This window comes from Fibrobacter sp. UWB16 (assembly GCF_900215325.1).
In the GTDB taxonomy this organism is placed as follows: domain Bacteria; phylum Fibrobacterota; class Fibrobacteria; order Fibrobacterales; family Fibrobacteraceae; genus Fibrobacter.
This window is the reverse complement of the sequence record NZ_OCMS01000002.1, coordinates 897,906-921,997: the sequence shown is the minus strand read 5'-3', so window position 1 is coordinate 921,997 and position 24,092 is coordinate 897,906. Positions and strand designations below refer to the sequence as shown.

The following is a 24,092-nucleotide window of genomic DNA, read 5'->3' as shown; positions in this document are numbered from 1 at the left end:
CTCAGCTATGAAAATGCAAGCATTTTCGCAGCGTTCACCTCGGCTGCATTTGTTCCGGGGTCGACTTTTATTACTTCACGGTAATCTGGAACTTCTTGTCGCCAGCGTTGACCTGGTAGTAGCCCTTGAAACCGCGGAACTTGGCTTCGCCATTTTCGTCGGCAGTGGCGTAGAGATCGGTTGTCCAGACCTTGTGCCACAAGTCGTAAACACGCTTTGCAGCAGGCTTTTCGCGACCGTCCGAAGCAATCATGCCGCCGTTTTTGACCCAGTGGCGGTTGTCCCAGAAGCCCCAAAGCACAATGCCGTTCACTGCCGGGTGGCTAAATGCAGTACGGATAAACGTTTCGAACTTTTCGGCCTGGACTTCTTCGGAGTCGTTCATACCGACCTGCCAATCGCCCACGTCAAATTCCGTGACCTTGATCGGGAGGCCAAGAGAAGCAAGCTTATCGAGACGAGTCTTGATGAGTCCCGGAATCACAGGACGAAGCCCGAAGTGGCACTGAACGCCAATACCCATTACAGGCACCTTGCGGTCAAGCATCCCCTTGATCAAACCGTAATAGCGGTCCGTTTCGCCAGCTGCCACGACGTTGTAATCGTTGATGTAAAGGAATGCGCTTGGGTCAGCCTTGTGTGCCCAAATGAAGGCACTGTCGAGAATTTCCCAGCCGCACTTGTTGAACGTCCAAGATTCGTGAATCGGTTCATTCCACACGTCGTATTCCGTAATCTTGCCCTTGTATTCCTTGAGGTCGCGGTAGATACGGGCTTTGAGCTTTTCAGCCATTTCTTCGCAACTACCCTTGTTGCTGTAGTGCTTGTCGAAGCCGTAGCCCTGATGGCTCCACATGAGCGCGTGACCGCGGAGTTTCCAGTGATTTTGAGCTGTGAAGTCCGTGTATTCCTTCATTTCATCACGCTTGATTTTGCCCTCTTTCGGTTCATATTCCGGCCACTTGAACTGATTTTCAGAGACGCCGTGCCAGAAGTACTTCTTGGCAGCATTGCGGTACCAATTTTCAGTGCTATCCTTGGTGTCGTAAAGAGCGAGTGCCGTACCGAACGGGAACGAATGGCGCAACAGCTTCACGTGGACTTTTTCGCCCGGATTTGCCTTGACCGTGAAATCCACCTTGCGGAGGCTATCGATACGGGCATCGGCATTGTTATACCAAGACGGATCAGACATTTCGTCCATCTTTTCGACTTCGACATCGTCGAGCTGGATCCAGCCCTTCTTAAGCCCAATCTGGAACGTAATGTTGTTGAGGCCGTAACCCTTCTGGTCGGCAAGGAAAATCATTTCATAAGTCTGCCACTTGTCCGTCAAGTCAAACGAAGCGCTTTCTTTTTGGCGGTAGTCTGGAGGGCCGCCCTGCACCACAGAATTGATGGGCATGTTGCCCTTAGCCTTGAACGAGAGCTTATAAAAACCAGAGTCTGCCAAGAATTTAGGCGGCTGGAGCTGCAAGCCCCACCACGGATTCGGAAGTTCCTTCACGACGACCTTAGCGCCCTGGGAACCATCGACACCGAGCCCCTGCACAGCAATTTGCGATTCGGCTACAGCTGGACCATCAGGATTGTTCCACAGATACCAGCCGCCGTCACCATACTCCATATCACCATTATTCAACTGTGCAAAAGACGGCACAGAAAGCGCCATGGCAACGGTCGCCGCAATCGCAAGAGCTTTATTCTTTTTAAAATTCATGAGGACACCTCGGTTATGTTTACAGGTTAAATATATACTCGAAGTGCGTTTTTCGGGCGATTTAGGGCATATTTTAAGCAGACTAAAACACAAACAAGCGAAAAAGTGTAACAAGTGTATCAAAGGAAGGCAAGCGATTTTATAAGCAATAATCAATGTTCATTCTAGCAGAAATAAATGTATATCTAGTAACAAAGAACTTTTAACTATTTTATAGCCATGCATTACAAACCTTATCGCGATTTACTTTTGGAGCTTTTCCCCAACTACCTCAAGGTGCGCAAACTCCCGCTCAACGGCGGCATGAGCTGCCCAAACCTCGACGGCACCAAGGGATTTTCGGGTTGCAGCTACTGCAACAACCGCAGCTTTAGCCCAGTTTTTGATGAGGCAAAGGTTTCGATTCAGGAACAACTCGAAAAGTACGTTCCGAAACTTCGCGACAAGTACCCGAATGCAGGTATCCTCGCCTACTTGCAGCCGTACACAAATACGCACGCACCGCTAGAGCATTTGCGCGAAATCATCGATCCGATTATTAAGCACAAGGAAATTGCAGGGCTAGCCATTGGAACGCGCCCGGATTGCCTTGAAGACGAAAAGATTGAATACCTTGCGGAAATCAACCGCAAAAAGCCGATTATCGTTGAAATCGGGCTCCAAACGGCAAATGACTTGACGCTTGCAGGCATCAATCGCAGGCACACGCTTGCGGAATTTGAAGATGCCGTAAAACGCTGTCAAGCCGCAGGCCTCACCGTCACGACGCATGTGATTGTTGGGCTTCCCGGCGAAAAGATGGAAGACTTTAAGCACACGGCACAAGTCGTTCACGATTTGAAACTTGCGGCAGTCAAGATTCACCCGCTGCACATTGTCGTGGGCACGGTCATGGCACAAGATTTCGCCAACGGCGAAGTCAAACTGCTTTCGTTCGAGGAATACTGCGAAGCGGTTGCCGAAATGATCAAGATTATCGGCAAGGATATTGCAATTGAACGTTTCAGTGGCGAAAGCCCAAGCGAGCTTTTGATTGCGCCGAACTGGTGCGGGGAACGCGACAAGATTATAGCAACAGTCGAGAAGTTGTTGGATAGTCATTAGCAATAACGAGATGGCGATTCCGTCCCCATTCGCGGATCATGACCACATAAGCGCTAAAGCGCAAGTGGTCAAAGAGCTCGGAGGCCGGAATGACAAAGACGCCTGAGCAAGAAATAACTGGATTCTTCGCGATTTCATCGCTCAGAATGACGAAGACGTAAAAAAGAGAGGGGAAAATGAAACGTATTGAAGACTACATTATTGCTGTTCCGGATTTTCCTAAACCGGGTGTTTTGTTCCGTGATATTACGGGAATTTTGAGTGACCCTGATGGATTGAAGCTCACGCTTGATGCATTCTATAAAACGCTTGAAAATGTTGATTTCGATGTCGTTGTCGGGCTAGAAGCACGCGGATTCCTATTTGGTGTTCCGATTGCAGAGCATTTCCACAAGCCGTTTGTTCCTGAACGCAAAAAAGGGAAACTCCCCCGCGAGACTGTAGAAATCACTTACAATCTCGAATACGGGACCGCCTGTATGGAAGTCCATAAAGATGCGATAAAGCCTGGGCAACGCGTGGTAATCGTCGACGACCTACTCGCTACCGGTGGCACTGCAAAAGCAGCCGCCCATCTCGTAGAGAAAATGGGCGGTAAAGTTGAATGTTTTGCTTTTGTTATTGAGCTTGCGGATCTTAAAGGTCGCGAAGTCCTTGATGGCTACCGCGTGGAATCACTGACGAAGTTTTAAAGCAAATGATAATGGTGATTCCGGCTCGGAGGCCGGAATGACAATGGTGATTAAACACGCTTGAAGATAAGCGAAGTATTTATGCCGCCGAACGCAAAGTTGTTCGACATAAAATATTCCGTATCAATTTCACGCCCGGAACCCGTGATGTAATCCAGCGGAGCGCATTCCGGGTCCACATTTTTCAAGTTCAAATTCGGGCTAAACCATCCGCGATTCATCATGTTGATGCCAAGCCAGGCCTCGATACCGCCGCATGCGCCAAGCGTATGGCCCATATAGCTTTTGAGGCTAGAAATTGCCACGGCACGTTGCTTAAAAGCGTTGTATGTCGCCCAGCTTTCAGCAATATCGCCATGATGCGTTGCGGTTCCATGGCCATTCACATAGCCAATCGCATCCGTTGAAATTTCGGCATCTTTTAAAGCCAATTCCAGCGCATGTTGCATCGTATCCTTCTTGGGCTGCGTGATGTGTTCGCCATCCGTATTATGCCCAAAGCCGACGAGTTCTGCATAAATGTGTGCGCCACGAGCTTTGGCATGCTCATATTCTTCGAGCACAAGCGTTCCCGCGCCCTCGCCGATAACAAGGCCGTCTCGGTCGCGATCGTACGGCGCAGGCGTGAGTTCGGGCGTTGAATTTTTGACGCTCGTTGCAAAAAGCGTGTCGAACACAGCCGTTTCTGTAGCGGCAAGCTCTTCGGCACCGCCTGCAATCATCACATCTTGCATACCGTACTTGATGGCTTCATAAGCGTAACCGATGGAAAGGCTACCACTCGTGCAAGCGGTATTCGTCGTGATGAGTCGCCCCGTAAGGCCAAAGAAAAGGCTTACGTTCACAGCGCAAGTCTGCGGCATGGACTGGATATACGTCGTCACAGAAACATTAGCGCAGTTGTACGGCGGATTCTGCATGGAGACAAAATCCAAAAGCGGACGCACGCTCCCCATCGAAGAACCGTAGGCAACGCCCACACGGCCAGACTTGAGAAGTTCTTTTTCACCCGCAAGGCCCGCCATTTGCATTGCCTTATCCGCAGATGTAATCGCCAGCACGCCCACACGACCTGCACCACGGATTTTTTTGCGTGGGAATTCCGGCAAATCATAGAGAATCGGGCCCGCCAAGCGCGTATTCATTTGCGCATACTTGTCCCAATCATCCATACGGACGATGTGATTTTTCAGAGACTTGAGTTCCGAAAAAATTTCATCCAATTCCATCCCTAAAGATGTAACGCAACTGCCTCCGGTAACGACAACTCGACGACTCACGCCAAGCCTCCATTGACCGAGATGACCTGGCGCGTAATGTACGCAGCACCTTCAGAAAGCAGGAATACAACAGTAGCCGCGACTTCTTCGGGTTTGCCCACACGCTTCATCGGGATTGTCGGAAGAATCATATCGAGCGGAGCATCCTTAATCATTTCAGTTTCGATGACGCCCGGAGCAACGCTATTCACGGTGATATTGCGGCTCGCAAGTTCAGTTGCAAGCGCTTTCGTAGCCCCAATGAGGCCCGCCTTTGAAGCGCTGTAGTTGACCTGGCCACGGTTTCCAATCACGCCAGAAACAGACGAAATCGTAATAATGCGGCCTTTGCGCTTACGGCACATCGGCAACACAATCGGATGGACAACGTTATAAAAACCGTTCAAGTTTGTATTCAGGACTTTGTCCCAAAATTCGTCGGTCATCGCCGGGAATGCGGCATCAGCACAGACGCCAGCATTTGTCACAACGCCATAGTACACGCCATTTTCGGCAATGTCTTTTTCAATAACTTCTTTGCACTGTTCACGGTCGCAAATATTGAACTGCAAGGTGCGAATTTTACCGCCATTGGCTCGGATGCGTTCGGCAAGTTCATCAATCGGTGCGGAGTTTCTATTGTAATGGGCGACAACAGTGTAGCCTTCTTTTGCGACAGCTTCGGCAATGGCAAGACCAATTCCGCCACTTGCACCCGTAATCAAAACAGACTTTTCATTTTCCATTCCATACCTCTGCATCAATTTAAATTTAACGAACTTTTAGGGTCATCGACTTCGACCGTATTGAGTTTCGCCGTTACCGCAAGTGTTCCATTGACCGTTGCAGAACCTTCAAAAGTCACCGCCTTGTCCATGCGGATATTTTCAAGAACGTTGATCACAACGGTTTCGCCCTCCTTAAAAACAGGGACATCAGCCTTGAAGCCACTCACGCTCATAATAAATCCAGTTTTTGGCTTTTCGCCTTTGGCTCTGCCACAAATTCCAGACAACGCAGAAACGCTTTGAGCCATATATTCAAAAGCAACCCACACGGGTACGCCGCCAAGCTCGTCTTCATAGAACATGTTATCGCGAGCGATATCAATTTCAGTCGTGATAGAATTTTCTTTCAAATCGTAATCGCGTACGCGGTCGAGCAAAAGCATTTTGCCCTTGTGCGGCACAAGTTCACTGACTAAATCTTTTGTATCAAAAACTTCTGTCATGCCAAACCATTTTCAACAATCAAAGACACATTACAGCCACCGAACGCAAAAGAATTGCTCATGCAATATTTGAGGTCTTTTGCTGTCTCGCCAGGCTTTACCAAATGAACTGGTGGGAGTTTCGGATCGACGACGCCATCAAAAAGATGCGCTGGGAGAACATCATTTTTTAGAGCCATGCAACAGAAAGCAAGTTCCAATGCGCCAGCCGCACCAAGCGTATGCCCCGTGAGAGCCTTCGTCGAACTAACAGGAACATCTGCGTGATTCGCTTCACCGAAAAGACGGTTGATGGCACGCGATTCCATGGCATCGTTCAGTTCTGTTCCTGTTCCATGCAAATTCACGTAACCGATTTGAGAGGCATCAAGGCCGGCATCGTTAAGAGCCGCCTTCATCGCCTGATAAGCGCCTTCCCCATCAGCACGCGGGGCCGTAATGTGGTCGGCATCGGCACTTTCGCCAAAACCAACAACCTTTAGGCCTTCGCATTTTGCTGTGCAAAGATCCGCACTAGGTTCTTTTGTAACGACAAAGAACACCGCGGCATCGCCAAGTGTAAGGCCCGAACGATTTGCACTAAAAGGATTTGTCGGCTTATCGCTCATGGCTTCGAGCGAAGCAAAACCGAGAATCACCGAAAGCGAAGCAATATCGATACCGCCCACAATCGCGACATCGCAGTTGCCTGCGTAAAGATTATTGCGCGCCGAGACAAACGCACTTGCGCTAGATGCACAAGCCGTCGAATGTACCGAAAGCATCCCCGTGATTCCAAAGCGTTGCGCAATAAACTGCGCTGGGAAATCAGCCCGCTGGTAATCGAGAATGTAACCTTCAGGGAATGCTCCAGTTTCTTTAAAACACTTAAGCGCCGCCATTGAAGCTTCGGAACCATTATCGCATGAACCCAAGAAAATGCCCACACGATCAGCACCGAACTTTTCAACCGCTTTGCGAATCGTATTTTCAATCGCTGAGAACGCTGCTTGCGACAAGCGGTTCACGCGGTTATCAAACTTTTGTTCAGGGACAGGAGCAAGCGTAGCAGGGTCAATCGTCGCCGCTGGGCGCATGACACCGGCTACATCGTACATGGTAAAAGTCCCACGTTTGCCATTCGTGAGCGAATCAAGAACTAGAGCCTCATCGCTACCTAAAATGCAACGAAGGCTAAAATCGTTAATGTACACAGGTCGTTTCATCGGTCAATGAAACCAAATCTAGAAATTTAACGTTTGGCACTGAGCGGAGATAACAGGAAACAGCAAGAAATGCCAAGCAATACGGCTAAGCCAAACGTCCAAACCGGAGTAAAACCACTGTACACAAGGCCCCCGAACGAGATGAGCGTTGTTGCTGCAGAAAGCATCACCGCAAGAGCGGTAACCGATTTTTGTCGACCGCCTTCCCTAAAGAACAGAGCGTAGTCAATACCTATGCCGAGCGTTAAAATGACACCGACAATGGCAAAGAAATTGAATTCAATTCCAGCGTAACCAAAGACTGAAGCCGCAAAGAGGCTCGCCAAAATCGGGGCTCGCAAAATTTTCAAAGCACCTGTAAATTTGTACACAAACACAAGAATAATGAACATCACAATATAAGCCAAACCGACAAGTGTCAGCGAAACTCGGGATATTTTCGTAAACGATTCATTGATATTTTGCATTTTGTTCACGACGTAAACATGAGGCATATTTTTGGCCAATTGTTTTGCATCAAAAGCATCCGTTGCATGCAGCGGGAAAACAGCGCTATAAAACTTTTTTCCTTGCGAATTTTCAACAGCACCAACCCAAAGCATTTCAACCATTGAACGAATTGAAGATGGGAATTGATTCAAGTCCTCGAGTCCTACATATTTCGGCGCTTCTTTTAAACTTGCATCAAGCAAAGAATCGTTCTGCACGCCAATGCTCGTCAGATATTCTTTCGTCACATCATCATTGAGCAACTTTTGGGCATTTTCAAAAGTTTTTCTCTGCGTCATTTGCGATGGTATAAAGCTCGATACCGCTAAATGAGACTTTAACAAATTTTTCTTTTCGGCTTGCAAGAGGCGTTCCGTGAGCAATTCTTCCTGTTCTAAAACATCCTGTTCAGTTGCTCCATCTACAATAAAATAGTTTGACGAGATTCCAATATCATTCAATTTTCTGTTCAGAGTCTCCCCCGCCTTAAGCTTGTCACTCATCGAATAAAGGCTACCCAAATCCGTATGGATGTTGAGTGCACGAAGCCCAGGTAACAACGCAATTGCAAAAAAAACAAAGAAAAGAACGATAACCCATGTGGGTAAATTCGAATAGCACTTTATGAAATTTTTAGGAACAGATAAAGGAAGATTCTTTACAGCAACAGCTTCATTTTTCGTTCTAACATTTCTCGTTTTTTCAAATGCAGCATGGAACAAAAGTGTTATCGTCAAGAACGAGCTCAAAAGCCCGACGATTGAGAACACAGCCATCTGGCGCAGCAAAGTAAAATCGGCAAAGGTAAGCGACACATAGCTTACTTCTGTCGTCAAGAACCCAAGCAACAATCCCTTGAAAATTTTGGAACGGACATTACGCAACCCAGACTTCCAATTCGTAAAGAAATGTACCGCATAATCGATACTCACGCCTATGACGCTCGTGCCAAAGACAAACGTAAATACATGAACATTGCCAAACACGAACCATGTAAATGTAAGTGCCGTAAAAATGGCAACAGCAATCGTCGAAAGTGTTGCCAAAATCGGAACCGCCGAACGGAACACGTAAAGCAGCAACAGCAAAATCAATACAATGGACACTCCCGAGATCCAAGCCACTTCGCGCTTAGCCTCACTCGAGCTTTCATAACTGTGGAACGGCACGCCCGAAGCAGAAATACGCAATCCTAAATTCGCATTTTCTAAAGAATCGAGCACATGATTCAAACGGCCGATTACATGATCATCTGTTGCAAGAGATGATACATTTTCAGAAAGCACCGCGTTCCACATCACGTACGTCATGCCAGAATCTTGCGCCGCAAGGACACCATCGCGCAAACTAAAATGCGTAGACGATGTTAGCGTTTTTTTCATGAAATTATCAAAGGAGGCTTCGCCAAGCAAATACGGGTCTTCATCCAGGCGATTTAAATTCGCCATAGAAAACGAACCATAGATTTTTTGCAATGCTGCAAGTTCCAAAAATTTATGATTCAAATTAAAGAACGCTTCACGAACATCTTCCCCTTGAATCGTATAACGATGTTCGAATAGAAATTCGCGAGTTTCATTCAGCGTCTTTTCGTCAACATAAAGTCGGGATTCCTCAATGGAGGAGTCGCCCTTGAAAATGCTATCGAGAGAGGCGGCAACTTGACGAGCCACTTCAAAATTTTCATGCCCAACTAGTACCGTTATGTTGCGCATAGAACGTGAGCTAAGCGTTTTTTCAGCAGCGCTCACATTCTTGATTTCGTTGGAATCCGGCAGAATCGAATACAAGTCGGAATCCATCTTCCACGGCACAGAAATGCCGAGAATAATCAAGATGGCGTGAATCACCACCCACAGGATAATTCCCAATTTTGCGTTCAAATTCTTCCCTCCAACATTTTTCATTTTTTCGAGACCTTATAATTCAGAAAATCCAAAGTCGTTGGAATTTTTTCGCCATCCGTAATAACAATCCTATCCACGTTTTTGCAGGCATCCATCACGACGTTATCCACGAGCATGCGAACCATCGCCTCACGCGGAATCAGTCCGATTCTAAAACCACAAGACTTTTTTTCGTAAAAGACTTTGAAGTTTTTCTCCAATTCCGTGACTTTTCCAGAAAAAAGCGATTGGATATTATTCGAGACTTCTGCAAAGATAGGATTTTCCTTTGGCAACAATGTGCGAATTTGTCCATTAGTATCGCGTTCGACAATACCCGCGTTATGGATAGCAAGTTCAGAGAATACAGGCTTTTGCGTTTTCCAAATGATTCCCGCCTTTTTAGAAATGCGGAACGTACCCGTCGAAACAAATTCGCGATTGAGCTTTTGAATGGACTTGGTTTGCTTAAAATCGCCCGTAGCCACCTGATAATCCATAACTTTTGCCAAGGATTTTTCAAGTTCCGGCCTGTTTTTAGCACTCAACGGGCGTTCAAAGACATCCGCCATTGATGAACCAATGCCAAGCAAAACTGTCAAAAGCAAAACGCCAATATTTCGACAGGACATACGCATTTTACACCACCTTATCGTTTGCCAAGAACGCTCTGACCTTGTCCACAAAGCAAGTCGGGCAAGCCCAAAGCGAATCTTTCGTTTTCATATCCACCGCCATTTGGGTACTTTCAGCTTTCGTGAGCACCGCACCCGTTTCGGCATCCATAAACTTGTACGACAGTTTCATGCAGACTTCGTATTCCACAAGTGTCACCTCGGCACGAATCCTCTGCATAAAAATCATCGGACGGATATATTTAATATGCAAATCTACGACGGGCCAGATGTAACCGCTACGCGTCATTTCGTTGTAATCATACCCAATTTTACGTAAAAGTGCACAACGCGCAACTTCCATGTATTTTACATAATTGCCATGCCATGCGACTTGCATAGAATCGACATCGTAAAATTCAACTTGGAATTCGATCGTTTCCTTAATTTTTTTAACTGCCATGCGAATTTAGGTCCTTTTATACAGCGTAAAATTTCTGGCGAATCAGCTCCAGCGTATTGCGCAAATCCTGTTCCAATTGACGGTCACATTCAAGCGGAGCAAACTTCGAGAACACCTGATTGTAAGTCTCTTGAAGATTCTTAAGGCGGTCTTCCGAAATTTCACCTCGTTCCAAACGTATGCGAAGTGCCTGAGCCGAAGCCAGAAGCGTTGCCGCTGCCACCTGTTCCGAAAGTTCCAAAACGCGGATGCAGTCGCGGGCCGCAATCGTCCCCATGCTGACCTTGTCTTGGTTGTGGCATTCTGTCGAACGGCTGAACACGCTCATCGGCATTGTCAAATGCAAAGCTTCAGCCGTCCATGCAGAAACACCAATCTGCACCGCCTTAAAACCGTGATTGATATCGTAATCGCCCTTGCTCCCTGCAAGATTCGGCGGCAAGTTACGGTTAAACTTGATATCGACAATCATCGCCAGTTGGCGATCCAAAAGGTCAGCAATGTTTGCAACCATGTTCTTGAGCGTATCCATCGCAAGACAAATGTGCCCGCCATAGAAATGCCCACCGTGGAAAATATTCTTTGTGAACGGATCGACAATCGGATTGTCATTAGCGCTGTTGAGTTCAATTTCAATCAATTGGCGCAAGAACGCGCTAGAATCATAGAAAAGTCCAATCACATGCGGAGCGCAACGCAGAGAATACGGATCCTGGATTTTCTCGGGAACCACATTCTTCGCCACATCGAGATTCAAGGCTTCACGAATTTTCTTTGCCGCAAAGCCAAGTCCCGGATGCGGTTTTGCTTCGAACAAGCGTTCATAATAGTGATACGCATTGCCCTTCATTGCAACCGTAATCATCGCTGTAATTCGGCAAGCAAGGTCAGAAAGGTATTCCGCACGGGAATAAGCCATGCAAGCAACTGCGTTCATCGCCGCAGTACCGTTCATGATGGCAATAGCTTCTTTCGGGCGGAACTTGTGCGGGGTAATTCCCAGTTCCTTCATCACGTCCAGAGAAGAACGGCGTTCGCCCTTGTACATCACATTACGTTCACCAATCACAGCACCTGCTAAATACGAAAGCGGAGTCAAGTCGCCACTTGCGCCCACGGAACCTTCCTGCGGAATAAGCGGCAAAATATCGTTCTGCAAAAACTGCGTAATGATTTTCAAAAGCGCATAGCTCACGCCCGAGAAACCTTGCGCAAGCGTATTCAAACGCACCGCCATAATTGCACGGGTTGTCTCTGCATCAAAATAATCGCCGAGACCGCATCCATGAAAACGCGTCAAGTTGATCGGGAGCTGGCTGTAATGTTCCGGCGGCAACACCTGCGTGCAGGAATCACCATATCCTGTTGTCACGCCATAAATGCCACCATGTTCTGCAAGCGCTTCGTCCAAGAATTCTGCACCAGAATCAATCTTTCTCTGGAATTCCGCAGAACTGTCAAGTTCCACCGCGACTTGCTTTTTCGCAATCGCAACAACATCTTCAATCGAGAGCTTACCGCTTCCAATAACGACGGTTTTCATTTAATTGTTCTCCACTATTTTTCTAACCTGTCCCAAAAATTGTAGAAATTGTACCACTGATAAGGATGTTCTTTACACAGTCTTTCCAACAGCACAGTGTATTCCTGCAAAAGCATTTTCAAGCGCACAGGGCGTTCCTTGCGCGAAGAGTCAAGATTCGTCTTAGCACGCACCACATGCATTTCGTAAGGCGAACGGATATTAAAGTCATGTTTGCGAATCGCAAATACAAAGTAAACGGGAGCGTTCAAAATGCCCGCCAGTGAAAAAGCGCCTTCCGGGAAATTCGCAGTCTCACCCAAGAACGTTGTTTCGAGTACACGATTTCGCGTATGAGCAGATGTACGATCTCCCGCAATCACCACAAGATTTCCATCTGCTATTTTCTCTTTCATCCAAATGGCAGAATCCACATCAATGGAATTAGCATCAATCACATTTTCCATCAATTCCGGATTCAGTTCACGCAAAAGCGCATTGAACTTTTTTGAGCCCAACAAATCGACGACAGGAAAAACCTGAAACTTTCGCGATGTATGGAACTCACCATATTCCGTAAGCGAGCGGAGCATTTCCATATTGCCCAGATGCGAACAAAGCAGAAACGCGCCCTGCCCTTGATTCATTTGAGAAACAAGCATTTGCAAATCGTCATTTTGCGATTCAATCTGATTGAGCTTGATAGCGCCCTTCCAGCCTCGTAACTTTTCGACCATCGAAAGCGCAAACGAAAGGATGTGCTTATACGTTCCAAACGCACCCACGCGTACGCCCAATTTACGCAAGTGTTCCAAATAAATTTTCGAACGCGCACGAACAGGTGCTGCCCCAAGCCAGAAAAAGAAGCATATTACAGCCGTACACAATTCGACAAGAAACAGAGGCAAATGGCACACGATCCAAAGCATAAAACGGAAATGCCAAACACTTCCGCCAACTTCTTCAATTTCGGACCAATGCTTGCTCATAACTATTTCTTTTTAAACAGGCGGCGAGATAAAAGCAAAGGAAGCCTAAAGAACATGCCTATGCAAAGCATCGTATGCGTCATCGAAATCACGACATTGTCATGGAACATTCTAAAGTTCGAAACGCCATCTTTCGGGTAATTCACCTTCACTGGAAAAAAGCGCATCTGCACGCCTGCCCACGCAAGACGAACAATAATTTCGATATCGACGCCCATGCGCTTGTTGTGCAAACGTTTCATCACCGGCCAAGATGTCTTGAGCGGATAAATTCTAAAGCCGCACATGGCATCGGGAATCTTTAGCGAAAGCGTTTCAATCGCCACCCAGAAATTTGTAATCTTACGGCCATGTTCACGAGCCTTGGGCACAGATTCATCGTATTCCGGATAACCGCAAATCAAGTCTTCGGGGTGTTCCTTCGTCTCGTTTATAAAAAACGGAATCGACTTCATATCGTGCTGGCCGTCGGCATCGACTTGCAAAGCGTGCGTGAAACCCGCCACAACAGCAGCATCCATACCAGAACACATTGCAGCGCCTTTGCCGAGATTGCATTTATGCGTCACAAGTTCGACATTCGCAAATTCTTTTGCAATCTGTGCTAGAATTTCATGACCTTCAGGAGCATTTCCATCGTCAATGAGAATCACAGGAATGTTCAAATCGACAAGCGATTTCACGACATAGCGCGATGCATTTTCGTGGCGATAAACAGGCACAATGGCGCAAACTTTTACCGCATTATCCACGATTTTCGCCCTCGCCAGCATCACCTGTTGAAGTGTTCATCATCAACGAACCATTTGAATACGAAGTTTCACCATCTTCGCTCGTGTACGCAAACGTTACCTTACCCGCATCCGCATCGTACGTGATTTTCACCATTACAGGAACATCCGGCAAAATGGGATTTGCAAAACGCGTACGGTTCATCTTGGAAAGTTCCTTAGGCACTTCCAAAAAGTTCCGCGCCAAACGCAAAACCATATCCACCTGTACCACTGCAGGCAGCAGCTTAAATTCCGGGAAATGACCATCGTAGTAATCACTCGTCGCCGGGAACAAAAGCTTCGCGGTCAAAGCGCCCGGTTCACGGCGGAACTTGAGAATCTTGAAATTCGGACTTTCGGCAAGGCCAAATAGCGCCTGAATATCGCGCATGCGAATCTTGCCTTCCGTATTCTGCGGCAGTTCTTCAAGATAGCGCCACTTCTTCGGTGAAACCGTATTCTCGATAAACTTGAGCAAGTAATCGTGGAAATAATTATTGATCGCAAGTTTGGGCGAGCCCGCAAACTTTGTGCGTCCATCTTCGTTCAGCACAATCGCGGCCGCCAAATACTGACGTTTACCCACCATCGGCACCACACGCACATCTTGCACCAAGCCCGTCTGCTTCAAACGCATTTCCACTTCCGGGAGCGAGATGCGTTTTTCTTCAATCTTTACAATTGAATCCGAACGGCCCTTGAGCAAGAATCTTCCATCATCATAAAGGTCCACCAAGTCACCTGTTGTAAAGCCTTCGGGTTCTAGAATATAACTCGACTTGATGTTCAGGCAACCATTTTCGGCAACACCCATCTTGCAAACTTCAAACGGAGTCCACACCGGTCCATTCTTGGATTGCCTATACGCAATGCCACCCGTCTCGGTACTGCCGTAAATTTCCATCGTCCAAAATCCCGTCAGTTCACAGGCCTTGCGAGCAACCTCTTCAGGCAACGGGCCGCCGGACGAATAAATAATCGGAGTGCATTTAAAGTCAATCGGCTTATCCGTTTCTGCAGATAAACGTTTCAAGAACGCAGGACTCGATGCAATCACGGCTGCTTCCCCTGCAATATTTGCAAGTTCTGTCGGAAAATCAATACGGTGCCTGCGGAACGGAAGCCCAGTCGCAATCGGCAAAAGCGCCGTAAACAACAAGCCGTAAATATGGTGGTGATTGACCGTGCTATAAACCTTGCGGTTTACCCAATCATTTCCAAAGACTTTCACAAGTTCGAAAAGTTCATTTTCAAATTGCAAAAAGCGCTTGTACACAGCCTTCGGTTCACCCGTCGTACCCGACGTGTACATCACCATCTCGGCTTTGGACTTGTCGAACTTGCCGAACTTGATTTCGCGAGCTTTGTCACCATCCGAACAATGCGCATTTTCATTACCAAGCACATCCTGGATCAAAGTCGCCGGCATTTCGTTCGCGCCAGCAACACTACCAGCAAACGGTTCATCTGTCAAAAATCCGTATTCCGGCTTCTTGATTTCCTTGATAAACGCTTCTTGGCGATTCGCAGTCACAAGCGCCTTGCGCCCGCTCTGGAGCATCGCTAGCAAAGAAACCGTAAAGTAATACGAATCTTCGCAATGCAAAATCCACGGCACATTTTCACGAGCTTCCAGGTAATAACGCACCTTGGAAACATCGTTTACAAAATCGCCCCAAGTCTTGCCTTCGGCGACAAGCGCACCATCCGGGCGAGAATCACGTTCCAAATCACAGACAGGAACATACGACTGCATTTTACTCTGCACCATTTTTCGAACCAAATATTCCACAATGAAAAATAAACCAATTAAAATGTAAGAAATAAGTCCATTGTACAACGACCAAATCTTATCGGAACCCACAAAAACAGTAAGCGCAGAAACCAATCCGTTCACGACAAAAAAGATGCACCATGCAAAAGTCACCTTATTGCAATAACGCTCCACCGCCTTAAACGAAGGCGATGTATTCAAAGACTTGTTCCCCAGGCATGCCATTCGGAACGCAAAGCTCGGCGGTCGCCATAGCGTAAATCCGAAAAACGCAAGCAAACTCAAGTTCACAAGCACTGGATAAAACTTGACAAATAAAATGTTATTTGCAAAGAATGCGACAAGTGCGCACACCAAAATCAGCGCAACGAGAGCCCCCGTACGCCCACGATCCGCCTTTGACTTGCTACGCGTAAAATTCAAGAAATGGTAAAAGCCTAGCGCCAAAAGCATCAAGCTCATGCGCCGTGGAGAAAGTCCCCAGTACCTAATTCCGCAATAGACAAGGACCGGATACAAAACAGAAATCGCGGTAAAGAAAATCTTTCCCGCAACCTGTTTCATTACTTAGATTCCGAATTTTGAACAAGATTATAGATACCATCGACCACGTTCTCAAGAGTACGCATTTTTTTGAATGCTTCCGGGTCGATGTTTCTCGGCAAAAATGACTTGAGCTTCACGATCAAGTCCACAGCATCAATGCTATCCAATTCCAAGTCTTCGTAAAGGCGAGCTTCAGGAACAATTCGATTTTCTTCCAAGTCGAAATCTTCAATAAGGGCAGCCTTAATCTTTTCGAAAATGACCTGTTTGTCCATGGATTAGCCCTTAGAATTTGCAGAAATGTAAGCGGCAAGCGCATCCACCGATGCAAAATGCTGTTTGGTTTCTTCCTTAACCGTCGAGAAAGATACACCAAAATTTTCCTTGATAGCAATGCCCAATTCCAAAGCGTCAATCGAATCCAGACCAAGCCCTTCGCCGGCAGCATTCTTACCAAAAATCGGAGCAGAATCCACAATATCGGCTGGGGTAATATCTTCCAGTTCCAAGGACTCAATCATGACTTCTTTAATACGGGTATTCAAATCAGACATATATTTTAGCGACCTCAATCAAGGTTTACATTTTCTTGGATAGGCAATATAGAAAAATAATTTTATATTAAGGGAACCTTATTTTTAGAGACACCATGTTCGATTTTTATAAAAACGATTCCATCGACGCTGTAAACGCCAAGTTTGAAGCTCAAAAAATTGCATTTGCCCCTCTCAGTTTTCAAGCGGCCCGCGCCCTCAGGGACATGGGTATTTTAGAAGAAATCAGCAAATCGCGCAAAAAAGGCATTACCATTTCAGAAATCGCCCAAAAGTTGAACATTTCACTTTACGGCGTGGGTGTTCTTGTAGAGATGGGACTTGGCATGGGAGCCATCAAGCTCCACAAGGATTCCAGCGAAGATGACCTGCGCCTCACACTTGGAAAAATCGGATTTTTCCTTTTAAACGACGAAATGACGCAAGTGAACATGGACTTTTCGCAGGACATCTGCTACCGCGGTGCCGAAGATCTCGAGCAGTCCATCCGCGAAGGGAAGCCCTCAGGACTCCCCTACCTCGGTCCGTGGAAAACCGTCTACGAAGGCCTCTCCCAGCTTACCGACCAGCAGAAAAAGAGCTGGTTCGGATTTGACCATTTCTACTCCGACTTGGCATTCCCCGAAGCTCTCCCGATCGTATTCGAAAAGCTTGCAGAACTAAAGCAGCCAAGACTTTTTGATATTGGCGGAAACACCGCAAAATGGGCCATCACTTGCTGCAAATACAATGCAGACGTGCAAGTTTCCATCATCGACCTCCCGGGGCAAACCGCGGTCGCCGAAAAGAACGCCGCACAAGCTGGCTTTAAAGACCGTATCGATACAATCGCCTGCAATGTTCTCGATGACACGACCGAATTTCCGCAGGGCGCAAACGCCGTCTGGATGAGCCAATTCCTAGATTGCTTTTCGCTCAAGCAAATCACAAAAATCTTGACAAAAATCCACAAAGCCGCAACTCCAGAAACAGACGTCTACGTTCTCGAGCCGCTTTGGGACAAGCAGCGTTTTGAAGCCGCAGCATACTCGCTCCAGGCCACATCGCTTTACTTTACCTGCATCGCCAACGGCAACAGCAAAATGTACCGTTACGAAGAGCTTAAAAAGGCCATCGAAATCGCAGGTTTCGAGCTCAAGGAAGCGCACCACAGCGTAGGCCCGAACGCCTATTCACTTCTCCGCTTCCGCAAAAAATAAACCGGCGTAAATCATGCAAAAAATTTTCATCGAAAGATTAGCAAGCTTTGTGCCGACAGAAGCACGCCCCAAGCCGGACGTATCATTCGTTCCCATGCTGACGCGCCGCCGTCTGAGCTACATTTCGCGCATGGTAGTTCTCGTAAGCGATCAAGTTTCTCGCGACAAAGATGGCAACAAGCTCACTCCCTGCAAGGTGACATTCGCATCGCAGTTCGGGGAAATCAGCCAGCAGCTGAAAATTTCGCAGACGCTTCTCGACACGGGCATGGTCTCGCCCGCGCATTTTAGCCTTTCGGTCTTTAACGCCTCCATTGCAAATGCATCGATTCTCGAAACGAACACCGCAGGCTATTCCGCCGTATTCTCCGGGAAGGACGCCTTTACCACAGGCCTCACGGATTGCATCGCCGCCCTCGAAAGCGAAAGCGCAGACACGCGCACGTTCATTTTTGCAGACGAGCTCATCCCCGAAACTTATGCTCCCGTCGCAGGCGTCCCTTACCCGAACGCCGTCTGCGCCATTGCACTCCGCCTCACGACCGACGAATCCAAGGCAGACCCGACATTTAAAAACGTCGATATCGCAAGCCAACTAGCGCAGCTCAAGATGTTGCGCAACAACTTCGACACCGCTGCAGAACAAGCCATTGCTTTTCTCTGCGCCATCGACATGCAAAAGGCTTAACAGATGGCAAAAATCCGCTACATCCGTCGCGTTTTCGCAAAGCTTTTCTGCTTTGCTTTTTTCGGCATTTGTAGCCTAATTCTCACAATGCTTCTTTTCCCCATTATCCACATCATTACGGGATTTAACGAAAGAAAATTCAAGATTTTTGTCCGCAAGTTCAACCACCAGTATTTTAAAATTTTCGTCAAAATCGCCGAAATTTCAGGAGCCATTCGACTTACAGTCGAAAACAAAGAATCGCTCAAGAATATCCGTTCCAAAGTCGTCATCGCGAACCACCCCTCATTATTCGATGTTGTCATTCTTTTTTCGCTTATCCCCAATGCTAATTGCATTGTAAAAGGCGAGCTCATTCAAAACAAGTTTATTTCGATTATCATCAAGAACTTGTACATTCCAAACAACATTCCATTTGAAGACCAACTTGAAATGGCAAAGACTTCAATGGACGAAGGGAACAACCTTATCATATTCCCCGAAGGAACCCGTAGCAAGCCCGGAGAACCTTGGGAATTCAAGAAAGGAGCCGCCCGTTTTGCACTTTATGCACAAAACGATGTCATCCCCATTTTCTTTGGCGGAAATGAAAAAATCGGGCTGCGCAAAAACGATAAATTATTGCAATTTCATCCAACAGAACGCTATTTATACAATTTAAAAGTTCTCCCAACAATCCCTATAAAAGAATACGAGAACATGCCTCTCACAAAAAGTGCCACCAAGTTGACACACAAAATGAAAGAAATTCTCGAAAAAGAACAATCGATTTAGCTATTTCATCGTTAAAAACATGCATTTTATTGCAATTTTTATTCCATTTATCAATCAAATGGACGTTTATGCAAAAAAAATGCTTTTCTTTTTACCTTATAATTACTAAATTAATCCCTAAAGGAGATATCACTATGAATTGTATCAAGAAGTTTTTTGCAGCAACGCTTGCTCTTGCAGCTTCAATTTACGCTACAGAACGCGTCTATTTGGCTCCATTCAGCATGGTCGGTTTAAATGAAGATTTCGGCATTGCTGCCGAAAAGCTCATGAATGCCTACATCGATGATAACGGTCGTTATGTTTTGGTCAACTATTCCGAAGACGATTCCGTCAAAGTTGGCAACCGCGAATCTATCAATCAGAAAGCTATCGAAAAGAACTGCACCAAGTTCATCATGGCTGAATTCACCCGTCTTGGTGAAAACGTCATTACCTCCTTTAAGCTCTACGACATCAACAACGAAAACGTCGTCTGGAGCGACCGTCTCAAGGCTAAGAACCCGGACGACTTCGACCCGATTATCCAGCGCGTTGCCCGCAATATCGGCACAAAGAACAAGGCCACCAACGATGACGACATCTATACAGTCACCGAACAGGAAACCAAGAAGCCGAGAAAGAAAGGCGTGACCTCTTACTGGGGTGGCAAGATTGTGGGATCCCTCCCGCTCAACCCGTCTGACGCAAAAATGGACGCAGGACTTGGCCTCTTTGTTTTGTACGATGCTAGAGACCTCCTTTTCGGCTTTGACTGGACGATGAGCAACCTTGGTGAAAGCAACGACAAGCCGACACTTATCGACTTGACTCTTTCCGCCTTCTACCCGTTCACAAGCTCCAATATTTCTCCGTTTGTCGGTGGCGGTCTTTCTTATAGCTGGCGCTATACCTACTACAGTGTTTATAGATACGGATACGATGAAGACGAAGAATTTGAAGCAAACGGTCTTTCCTTGCAGCTCGGTGGCGGTGTCATTTTCAACCGTGCAAGCCGCGTCATGTTCATCTTGCAAGCGAACTACTTTATTGACTTCTTCGAAACTCCGTTTATTAAAGAATCTGAAAATGGCAAGACACTTCAAATTGCCAAGAAGGAACATTACATGAACGGCTTTAAGTTCGGTTTGGGCCTCGCCATCGGATTCTAAAAATGATGCGTAAGATTCTTACCCTTTCCTTGATTGCATCCGTGTCACTCAGCATGACCGGATGTTTTGCTGGGCGATCAAGCGTTGTAGCAAGCCAATACGCATCCAAACCTTACGACATTTATCTCAACGGTAGACAAGTCTGTAAGATGGCAAGTGATGATGACTGCTCCTTCCAGACTCGTGGTACAAGAGCTGGTGGTCACCTCGAAGCCTATCTTGATGGACAAAGAGTTGGTTCGATAAACATTCACCGCAGCATTTCTTTTGCTTCGATTCTGTGGGCTCCGTTTACTTACCTCTCCTCGATTTGGCTTTATCAAGCCTATCCTGATGAAATCGAAATTCCTATTGACACATACTTGTTAAGAGGTGGCAGCAATAGCAGTGATTTCGACAATGGAGGAAGCGTTTGGGACCGTCCAGTAAACATTCAAAAGAAAACAAAGAAAGTTTCAGCACCCGAAGAATCTGTTGAAGATGCAGCCCCAACAGCTGTACGAAATGGAGATTCGGAAAATGCTTACGAAGAACCCGCTGCACCTAAAAAGAGTAGCGTTTGGGACTAACAAAATACTCTAAAAATTTTTATCTTTAGCCGAGAAATCATAGCCGATTTCACGGCTTTTTTATTTGAGGTTTACAATGGCTAAGAAGAAAGATACCCAGACTAACATGTGGACGGGCCGCTTTGCTAGTGGCATGGCTCAGAGCATGGTCGATTTAAGTTTCAGCTTGCAGTTTGATGCGGAACTCATCGAAGAAGATATCGAAGGAAGCATCGGACATGGCAAGGGTCTTGTTGAATCTGGAGTTCTTTCTAAAGCTGACTACAAGAAGATTTGCGATGGCCTCAAGAGCATCCTCGACGACTACCACGCCGGCAAGAACCTCTGGTGCGATAGCGACGAAGACATCCACATGGCTGTGGAACGCGTGCTCACGGAACGCATCGGCGCACTCGGCAAGAAGATTCACACGGGCCGTAGCCGCAATGACCAGGTCTGCACGGACTTCAAGCTTTACATGCGTCATCGCGCTGCAGAAATCCGCGCCCTCGAAATTGAACTTATGGAAACGGTTTTGGACCTTTCCAAGAAGTACTTTGGCAAGATGATGCCGGGCTACACACACTTGCAGCAGGCACAGCCGATTTACTTTAGCCATTACCTCATGAGCATGTTCTTTGCCGTGAGCCGTGACGTGAAGCGTCTTGACAACTTCTTGGAATTGCATAGCCAACTCCCGCTTGGCAGTGGCGCTATGGCCGGTTCGGCATTCCCGTACCACCGCGCACTCGTTGCTGAAGCACTCGGTTTCAAGGACGTGAGCCCAAACAGCATTGATGCCGTGAGCCATCGCGACATGATGCTCGAATTCGAGGCGGACCTCGCCATCATCGCGAACACAATGAGCCGCTACGCCGAAGACTTTGTAAACTGGAGCTCTTGCGAATTTGGCTTCCTTACATTGCACGATGCATTCTCCAGCGGTTCTTCGATGATGCCGCAGAAGAAGAATCCAGACTCCATGGAACTGATCCGCGGAAAGTCTGGCCGTATGCTCGGAAACTTCACCGCACTTTACACGCTCGTGAAGGGCGCTCCGCTCAGCTACAGCCGCGACTTGCAAGAAGACAAGGAACCGGTATTCGATAGCGTCCACAACGTGAAGGTGATTCTCCGCGTGATGAAGGAAGCTTTGGAAACGGCTCGTTTCAACTTCGAGACAATGCACGCCAAGATGCTTCCGGCACTCCTTGCAACCGATCTTGCAGATTTGCTCGTGGAAGCTGGTGTTCCGTTCCGCGACGCCCACCACGTCGTGGGAAGCCTCGTCGGCGATGCAGCACGCCAGGGCAAGCAGTTTACGGAACTTTCTGACGAGGCTTGGGCCGCCGCTGGCGTCCCGGACGTCGCCAAGATGAAGAAGACGCTTACGTTCGAATACAGCGTCAGCAAGCGCAACATTGAAGGCGGTACGGGTCCGAAGTCCGTGAAGCAGCAGTTCACGAAGGCTGCAGCTCTTCTCAAGAAGCTCAAGAAATAACTGGACAGAGATGGAGATGCCCGCTCAATGGCGGGCATGACATTGCAAAGTGAAACTGCCGCGCATAAGTGCGCGGCATTTTTTATACAGACTTTACTTTTTGTCTTGCGGGACTAATCGATCCACGATTCTGAACAAATCGTTGTAAATTTCGAGGAAGTCTTCAATCCAAATCGGATCGTGTTCACCAACGATGTGGAACGTTTCTTCGAGCGTGTGGAGGGAGTTGTAAAGACCCACGGTCGAACCGGCCGGCTGAACGTATCCGCCACTGTACGCAAACGATGCGACAATGCGAGCGCGGTAACTGCGGCGGAGACGCGCAATCAAGGCGCTGCGGAGCGCTAAGAGTTCATCGTGCGCGACAAGGTATTCGCCTTTCTGGATCCAGCCATCGACAATGTTCAAACGGCGATTGATGGAATCACGTTCCGTAGACGGCACGAGCATTTTTTTCGTTTCGAGTGTCGAACGGATGCGTTTAACAATGTTGTTCAACAAGTCAGCATTCCAGAAAATCATCGGCGGGCGCGCATCGCCCTTGTTCGTCTCGAGAGCGAGCTTGTGGGCTTGAATCCAGCGATCCAGCTTCTGCGCCACAAGTTTTGCCTCGGGGTAACGATCCACCGCCACATATTCCTGGGCACGCGTGTAAAGCGTATCCGCATAAAACATCCGCCAATGCGAAAGCTTGCCAGTCTTGCGAATGGCATCAATACTAACCTTGATTTCGGACAGTTTTTCGGTGAGCTCTTCCATTAGGGCGTCACCTCAGCTGTTTTGTTGGACTGGAGCGGGGTCACACCGATTTCCACGCGACGGTTCAAACGGCGATGTTCTTCGCTGTCGTTCGGGTATTTCGGGCGGTGTTCGCCAAAGCCTGCTGCAAAGAGTCTATCGGGCGGGAAGCCCATTTTCACGAGCATCTTGACCACGTTCACGGCACGTTCTGTAGAAAGATTCCAGTTCGTATAGGATGTCGAACCGCTAAACGGAATATCGTCCGTAAAGCCACTCACCATGATCACGTCCGTAGAATCAAGCGCTTCCAAAAGCCCCTTGCTGATGCCGCGAATCACGCCCTCGCCTTCCTTGGTGAGGTTTGCGCCGTTAATCGGGAAAAGGAAACTCGCCTGGATCTGGATTTTGCCATCTTCGAGCGCGATAAGGCCTGCTTCGATGGAGGTCTGCAAGCTCTTGGACAAAAGCGCATTGCGTTCTGCCGCAATCTTACGCATCTGTTCCTGGCAGCTGAGCACTTCTTCTTCGGTACGCGTGAGGTCTTCCGCTTTTTGTTCCTTGAGGGTCGCCATCGCCACAAACGCAAGGATAAAGAGCGAAACGAGGGCCACGCCCAAGTCCGTGTACGCCATCCATGGATTGCTATTTTCGTCTCTATTGCGACGCATG

The 24,092-nt window shown here is 47.5% G+C and carries 24 protein-coding genes; 8 read left to right on the top strand and 16 right to left on the bottom strand.

The annotated features are described in order from the left end of the window. Positions 1–70 precede the first annotated feature (70 nt). Entirely contained in the window at positions 71–1,720 is a 1,650-nt protein-coding gene (locus CRN95_RS09215; RefSeq protein ID WP_088631209.1) for an endo-1,4-beta-xylanase, read from the bottom strand. Positions 1,721–1,939: 219 nt separating this feature from the next. Here CRN95_RS09215 and CRN95_RS09210 point away from each other — a divergent pair, with 219 nt between their 5' ends. Together CRN95_RS09210 and CRN95_RS09205 are read left to right on the top strand one after the other, a co-directional pair. After that, a complete protein-coding gene (locus CRN95_RS09210; protein ID WP_235002970.1) occupies positions 1,940–2,824 on the top strand; it encodes a TIGR01212 family radical SAM protein in 885 nt (294 codons plus the stop codon). A gap of 176 nt (positions 2,825–3,000) precedes the next feature. Beyond that, complete coding sequence (locus CRN95_RS09205; RefSeq protein WP_088631211.1) at positions 3,001–3,516, top strand: adenine phosphoribosyltransferase; 516 nt, start codon at positions 3,001–3,003, stop codon at positions 3,514–3,516. Between the two features lie 50 nt (positions 3,517–3,566). On the opposite strand, the gene CRN95_RS09200 is transcribed toward CRN95_RS09205, so the two are convergent. The 13 genes from CRN95_RS09200 to CRN95_RS09140 are packed head-to-tail and all read right to left on the bottom strand — an operon-like array spanning position 3,567 to position 16,821. Beyond that, the gene (locus tag CRN95_RS09200) at positions 3,567–4,796 is read right to left on the bottom strand and encodes a beta-ketoacyl-ACP synthase (RefSeq protein WP_088631212.1); all 1,230 of its coding nucleotides are present in this window, start codon (positions 4,794–4,796) and stop codon (positions 3,567–3,569) included. Then, a complete protein-coding gene (gene fabG, locus CRN95_RS09195) occupies positions 4,793–5,521 on the bottom strand; it encodes a 3-oxoacyl-ACP reductase FabG (protein ID WP_088631213.1) in 729 nt (242 codons plus the stop codon). Before fabG ends, CRN95_RS09200 begins: the two co-directional genes overlap by 4 nt. Positions 5,522–5,535: 14 nt before the next feature. Beyond that, positions 5,536–6,006: a thioester dehydrase gene (locus tag CRN95_RS09190; protein WP_088631214.1), complete on the bottom strand. Its 471-nt coding sequence runs from the start codon at positions 6,004–6,006 to the stop codon at positions 5,536–5,538. Beyond that, a complete protein-coding gene (locus CRN95_RS09185) occupies positions 6,003–7,211 on the bottom strand; it encodes a beta-ketoacyl synthase N-terminal-like domain-containing protein (protein WP_088631215.1) in 1,209 nt (402 codons plus the stop codon). The genes CRN95_RS09190 and CRN95_RS09185 overlap by 4 nt, the downstream gene beginning before the upstream one ends. A gap of 26 nt (positions 7,212–7,237) precedes the next feature. Further along, positions 7,238–9,583, bottom strand: a complete 2,346-nt coding sequence (locus CRN95_RS09180; RefSeq protein ID WP_235002969.1) for an MMPL family transporter — start codon at positions 9,581–9,583, stop codon at positions 7,238–7,240. 20 nt (positions 9,584–9,603) lie between these two features. Beyond that, on the bottom strand, positions 9,604–10,218 hold the full coding sequence (locus tag CRN95_RS09175; RefSeq protein ID WP_235002968.1) for an outer membrane lipoprotein carrier protein LolA: 615 nt from the start codon (positions 10,216–10,218) through the stop codon (positions 9,604–9,606). A gap of 7 nt (positions 10,219–10,225) precedes the next feature. Next, positions 10,226–10,663 carry a thioesterase family protein gene (locus CRN95_RS09170; RefSeq protein WP_097020681.1) on the bottom strand — a complete coding sequence of 146 codons (438 nt, stop codon included), beginning with the start codon at positions 10,661–10,663 and terminating at the stop codon, positions 10,226–10,228. 16 nt (positions 10,664–10,679) lie between these two features. Then, positions 10,680–12,206, bottom strand: coding sequence for a histidine ammonia-lyase (gene hutH / locus CRN95_RS09165; protein WP_097020680.1), 1,527 nt, complete (start codon positions 12,204–12,206; stop codon positions 10,680–10,682). Between the two features lie 14 nt (positions 12,207–12,220). Then, positions 12,221–13,174, bottom strand: a complete 954-nt coding sequence (locus CRN95_RS09160) for a lipid A biosynthesis acyltransferase (protein WP_097020679.1) — start codon at positions 13,172–13,174, stop codon at positions 12,221–12,223. Between the two features lie 2 nt (positions 13,175–13,176). Continuing rightward, entirely contained in the window at positions 13,177–13,926 is a 750-nt protein-coding gene (locus CRN95_RS09155; RefSeq protein WP_200816195.1) for a glycosyltransferase family 2 protein, read from the bottom strand. After that, positions 13,919–16,285: an AMP-binding protein gene (locus tag CRN95_RS09150; RefSeq protein ID WP_097020677.1), complete on the bottom strand. Its 2,367-nt coding sequence runs from the start codon at positions 16,283–16,285 to the stop codon at positions 13,919–13,921. The genes CRN95_RS09155 and CRN95_RS09150 overlap by 8 nt, the downstream gene beginning before the upstream one ends. Then, a complete protein-coding gene (locus CRN95_RS09145) occupies positions 16,285–16,542 on the bottom strand; it encodes an acyl carrier protein (protein WP_014545111.1) in 258 nt (85 codons plus the stop codon). Before CRN95_RS09145 ends, CRN95_RS09150 begins: the two co-directional genes overlap by 1 nt. Before the next feature lie 3 nt (positions 16,543–16,545). Beyond that, positions 16,546–16,821 carry a phosphopantetheine-binding protein gene (locus CRN95_RS09140; protein ID WP_088659163.1) on the bottom strand — a complete coding sequence of 92 codons (276 nt, stop codon included), beginning with the start codon at positions 16,819–16,821 and terminating at the stop codon, positions 16,546–16,548. Positions 16,822–16,916: 95 nt separating this feature from the next. On the opposite strand from CRN95_RS09140, the gene CRN95_RS09135 reads away from it, so the two are divergent. The 6 genes from CRN95_RS09135 to argH all read left to right on the top strand — a co-directional run bounded on the left by CRN95_RS09135 (position 16,917) and on the right by argH (position 22,682). Beyond that, positions 16,917–18,020, top strand: coding sequence for a methyltransferase (locus CRN95_RS09135; RefSeq protein ID WP_097020676.1), 1,104 nt, complete (start codon positions 16,917–16,919; stop codon positions 18,018–18,020). 13 nt (positions 18,021–18,033) lie between these two features. Next, positions 18,034–18,708 carry a beta-ketoacyl synthase chain length factor gene (locus tag CRN95_RS09130; RefSeq protein ID WP_097020675.1) on the top strand — a complete coding sequence of 225 codons (675 nt, stop codon included), beginning with the start codon at positions 18,034–18,036 and terminating at the stop codon, positions 18,706–18,708. A 3-nt stretch (positions 18,709–18,711) separates the two neighbouring features. Further along, positions 18,712–19,482, top strand: a complete 771-nt coding sequence (locus tag CRN95_RS09125) for a 1-acyl-sn-glycerol-3-phosphate acyltransferase (RefSeq protein ID WP_097020674.1) — start codon at positions 18,712–18,714, stop codon at positions 19,480–19,482. Positions 19,483–19,616: 134 nt separating this feature from the next. Then, positions 19,617–20,633: a hypothetical protein gene (locus tag CRN95_RS09120; RefSeq protein ID WP_088631227.1), complete on the top strand. Its 1,017-nt coding sequence runs from the start codon at positions 19,617–19,619 to the stop codon at positions 20,631–20,633. Between the two features lie 2 nt (positions 20,634–20,635). Beyond that, complete coding sequence (locus tag CRN95_RS09115) at positions 20,636–21,202, top strand: hypothetical protein (RefSeq protein ID WP_088631228.1); 567 nt, start codon at positions 20,636–20,638, stop codon at positions 21,200–21,202. A gap of 76 nt (positions 21,203–21,278) precedes the next feature. Further along, complete coding sequence (gene argH / locus CRN95_RS09110) at positions 21,279–22,682, top strand: argininosuccinate lyase (protein WP_097020672.1); 1,404 nt, start codon at positions 21,279–21,281, stop codon at positions 22,680–22,682. Positions 22,683–22,775: 93 nt separating this feature from the next. On the opposite strand, the gene CRN95_RS09105 is transcribed toward argH, so the two are convergent. Together CRN95_RS09105 and CRN95_RS09100 are read right to left on the bottom strand one after the other, a co-directional pair. Further along, positions 22,776–23,441: a hypothetical protein gene (locus tag CRN95_RS09105; protein ID WP_097020671.1), complete on the bottom strand. Its 666-nt coding sequence runs from the start codon at positions 23,439–23,441 to the stop codon at positions 22,776–22,778. Further along, a complete protein-coding gene (locus tag CRN95_RS09100) occupies positions 23,441–24,091 on the bottom strand; it encodes an OmpA family protein (protein WP_014545120.1) in 651 nt (216 codons plus the stop codon). Before CRN95_RS09100 ends, CRN95_RS09105 begins: the two co-directional genes overlap by 1 nt. Position 24,092 lies beyond the last annotated feature (1 nt).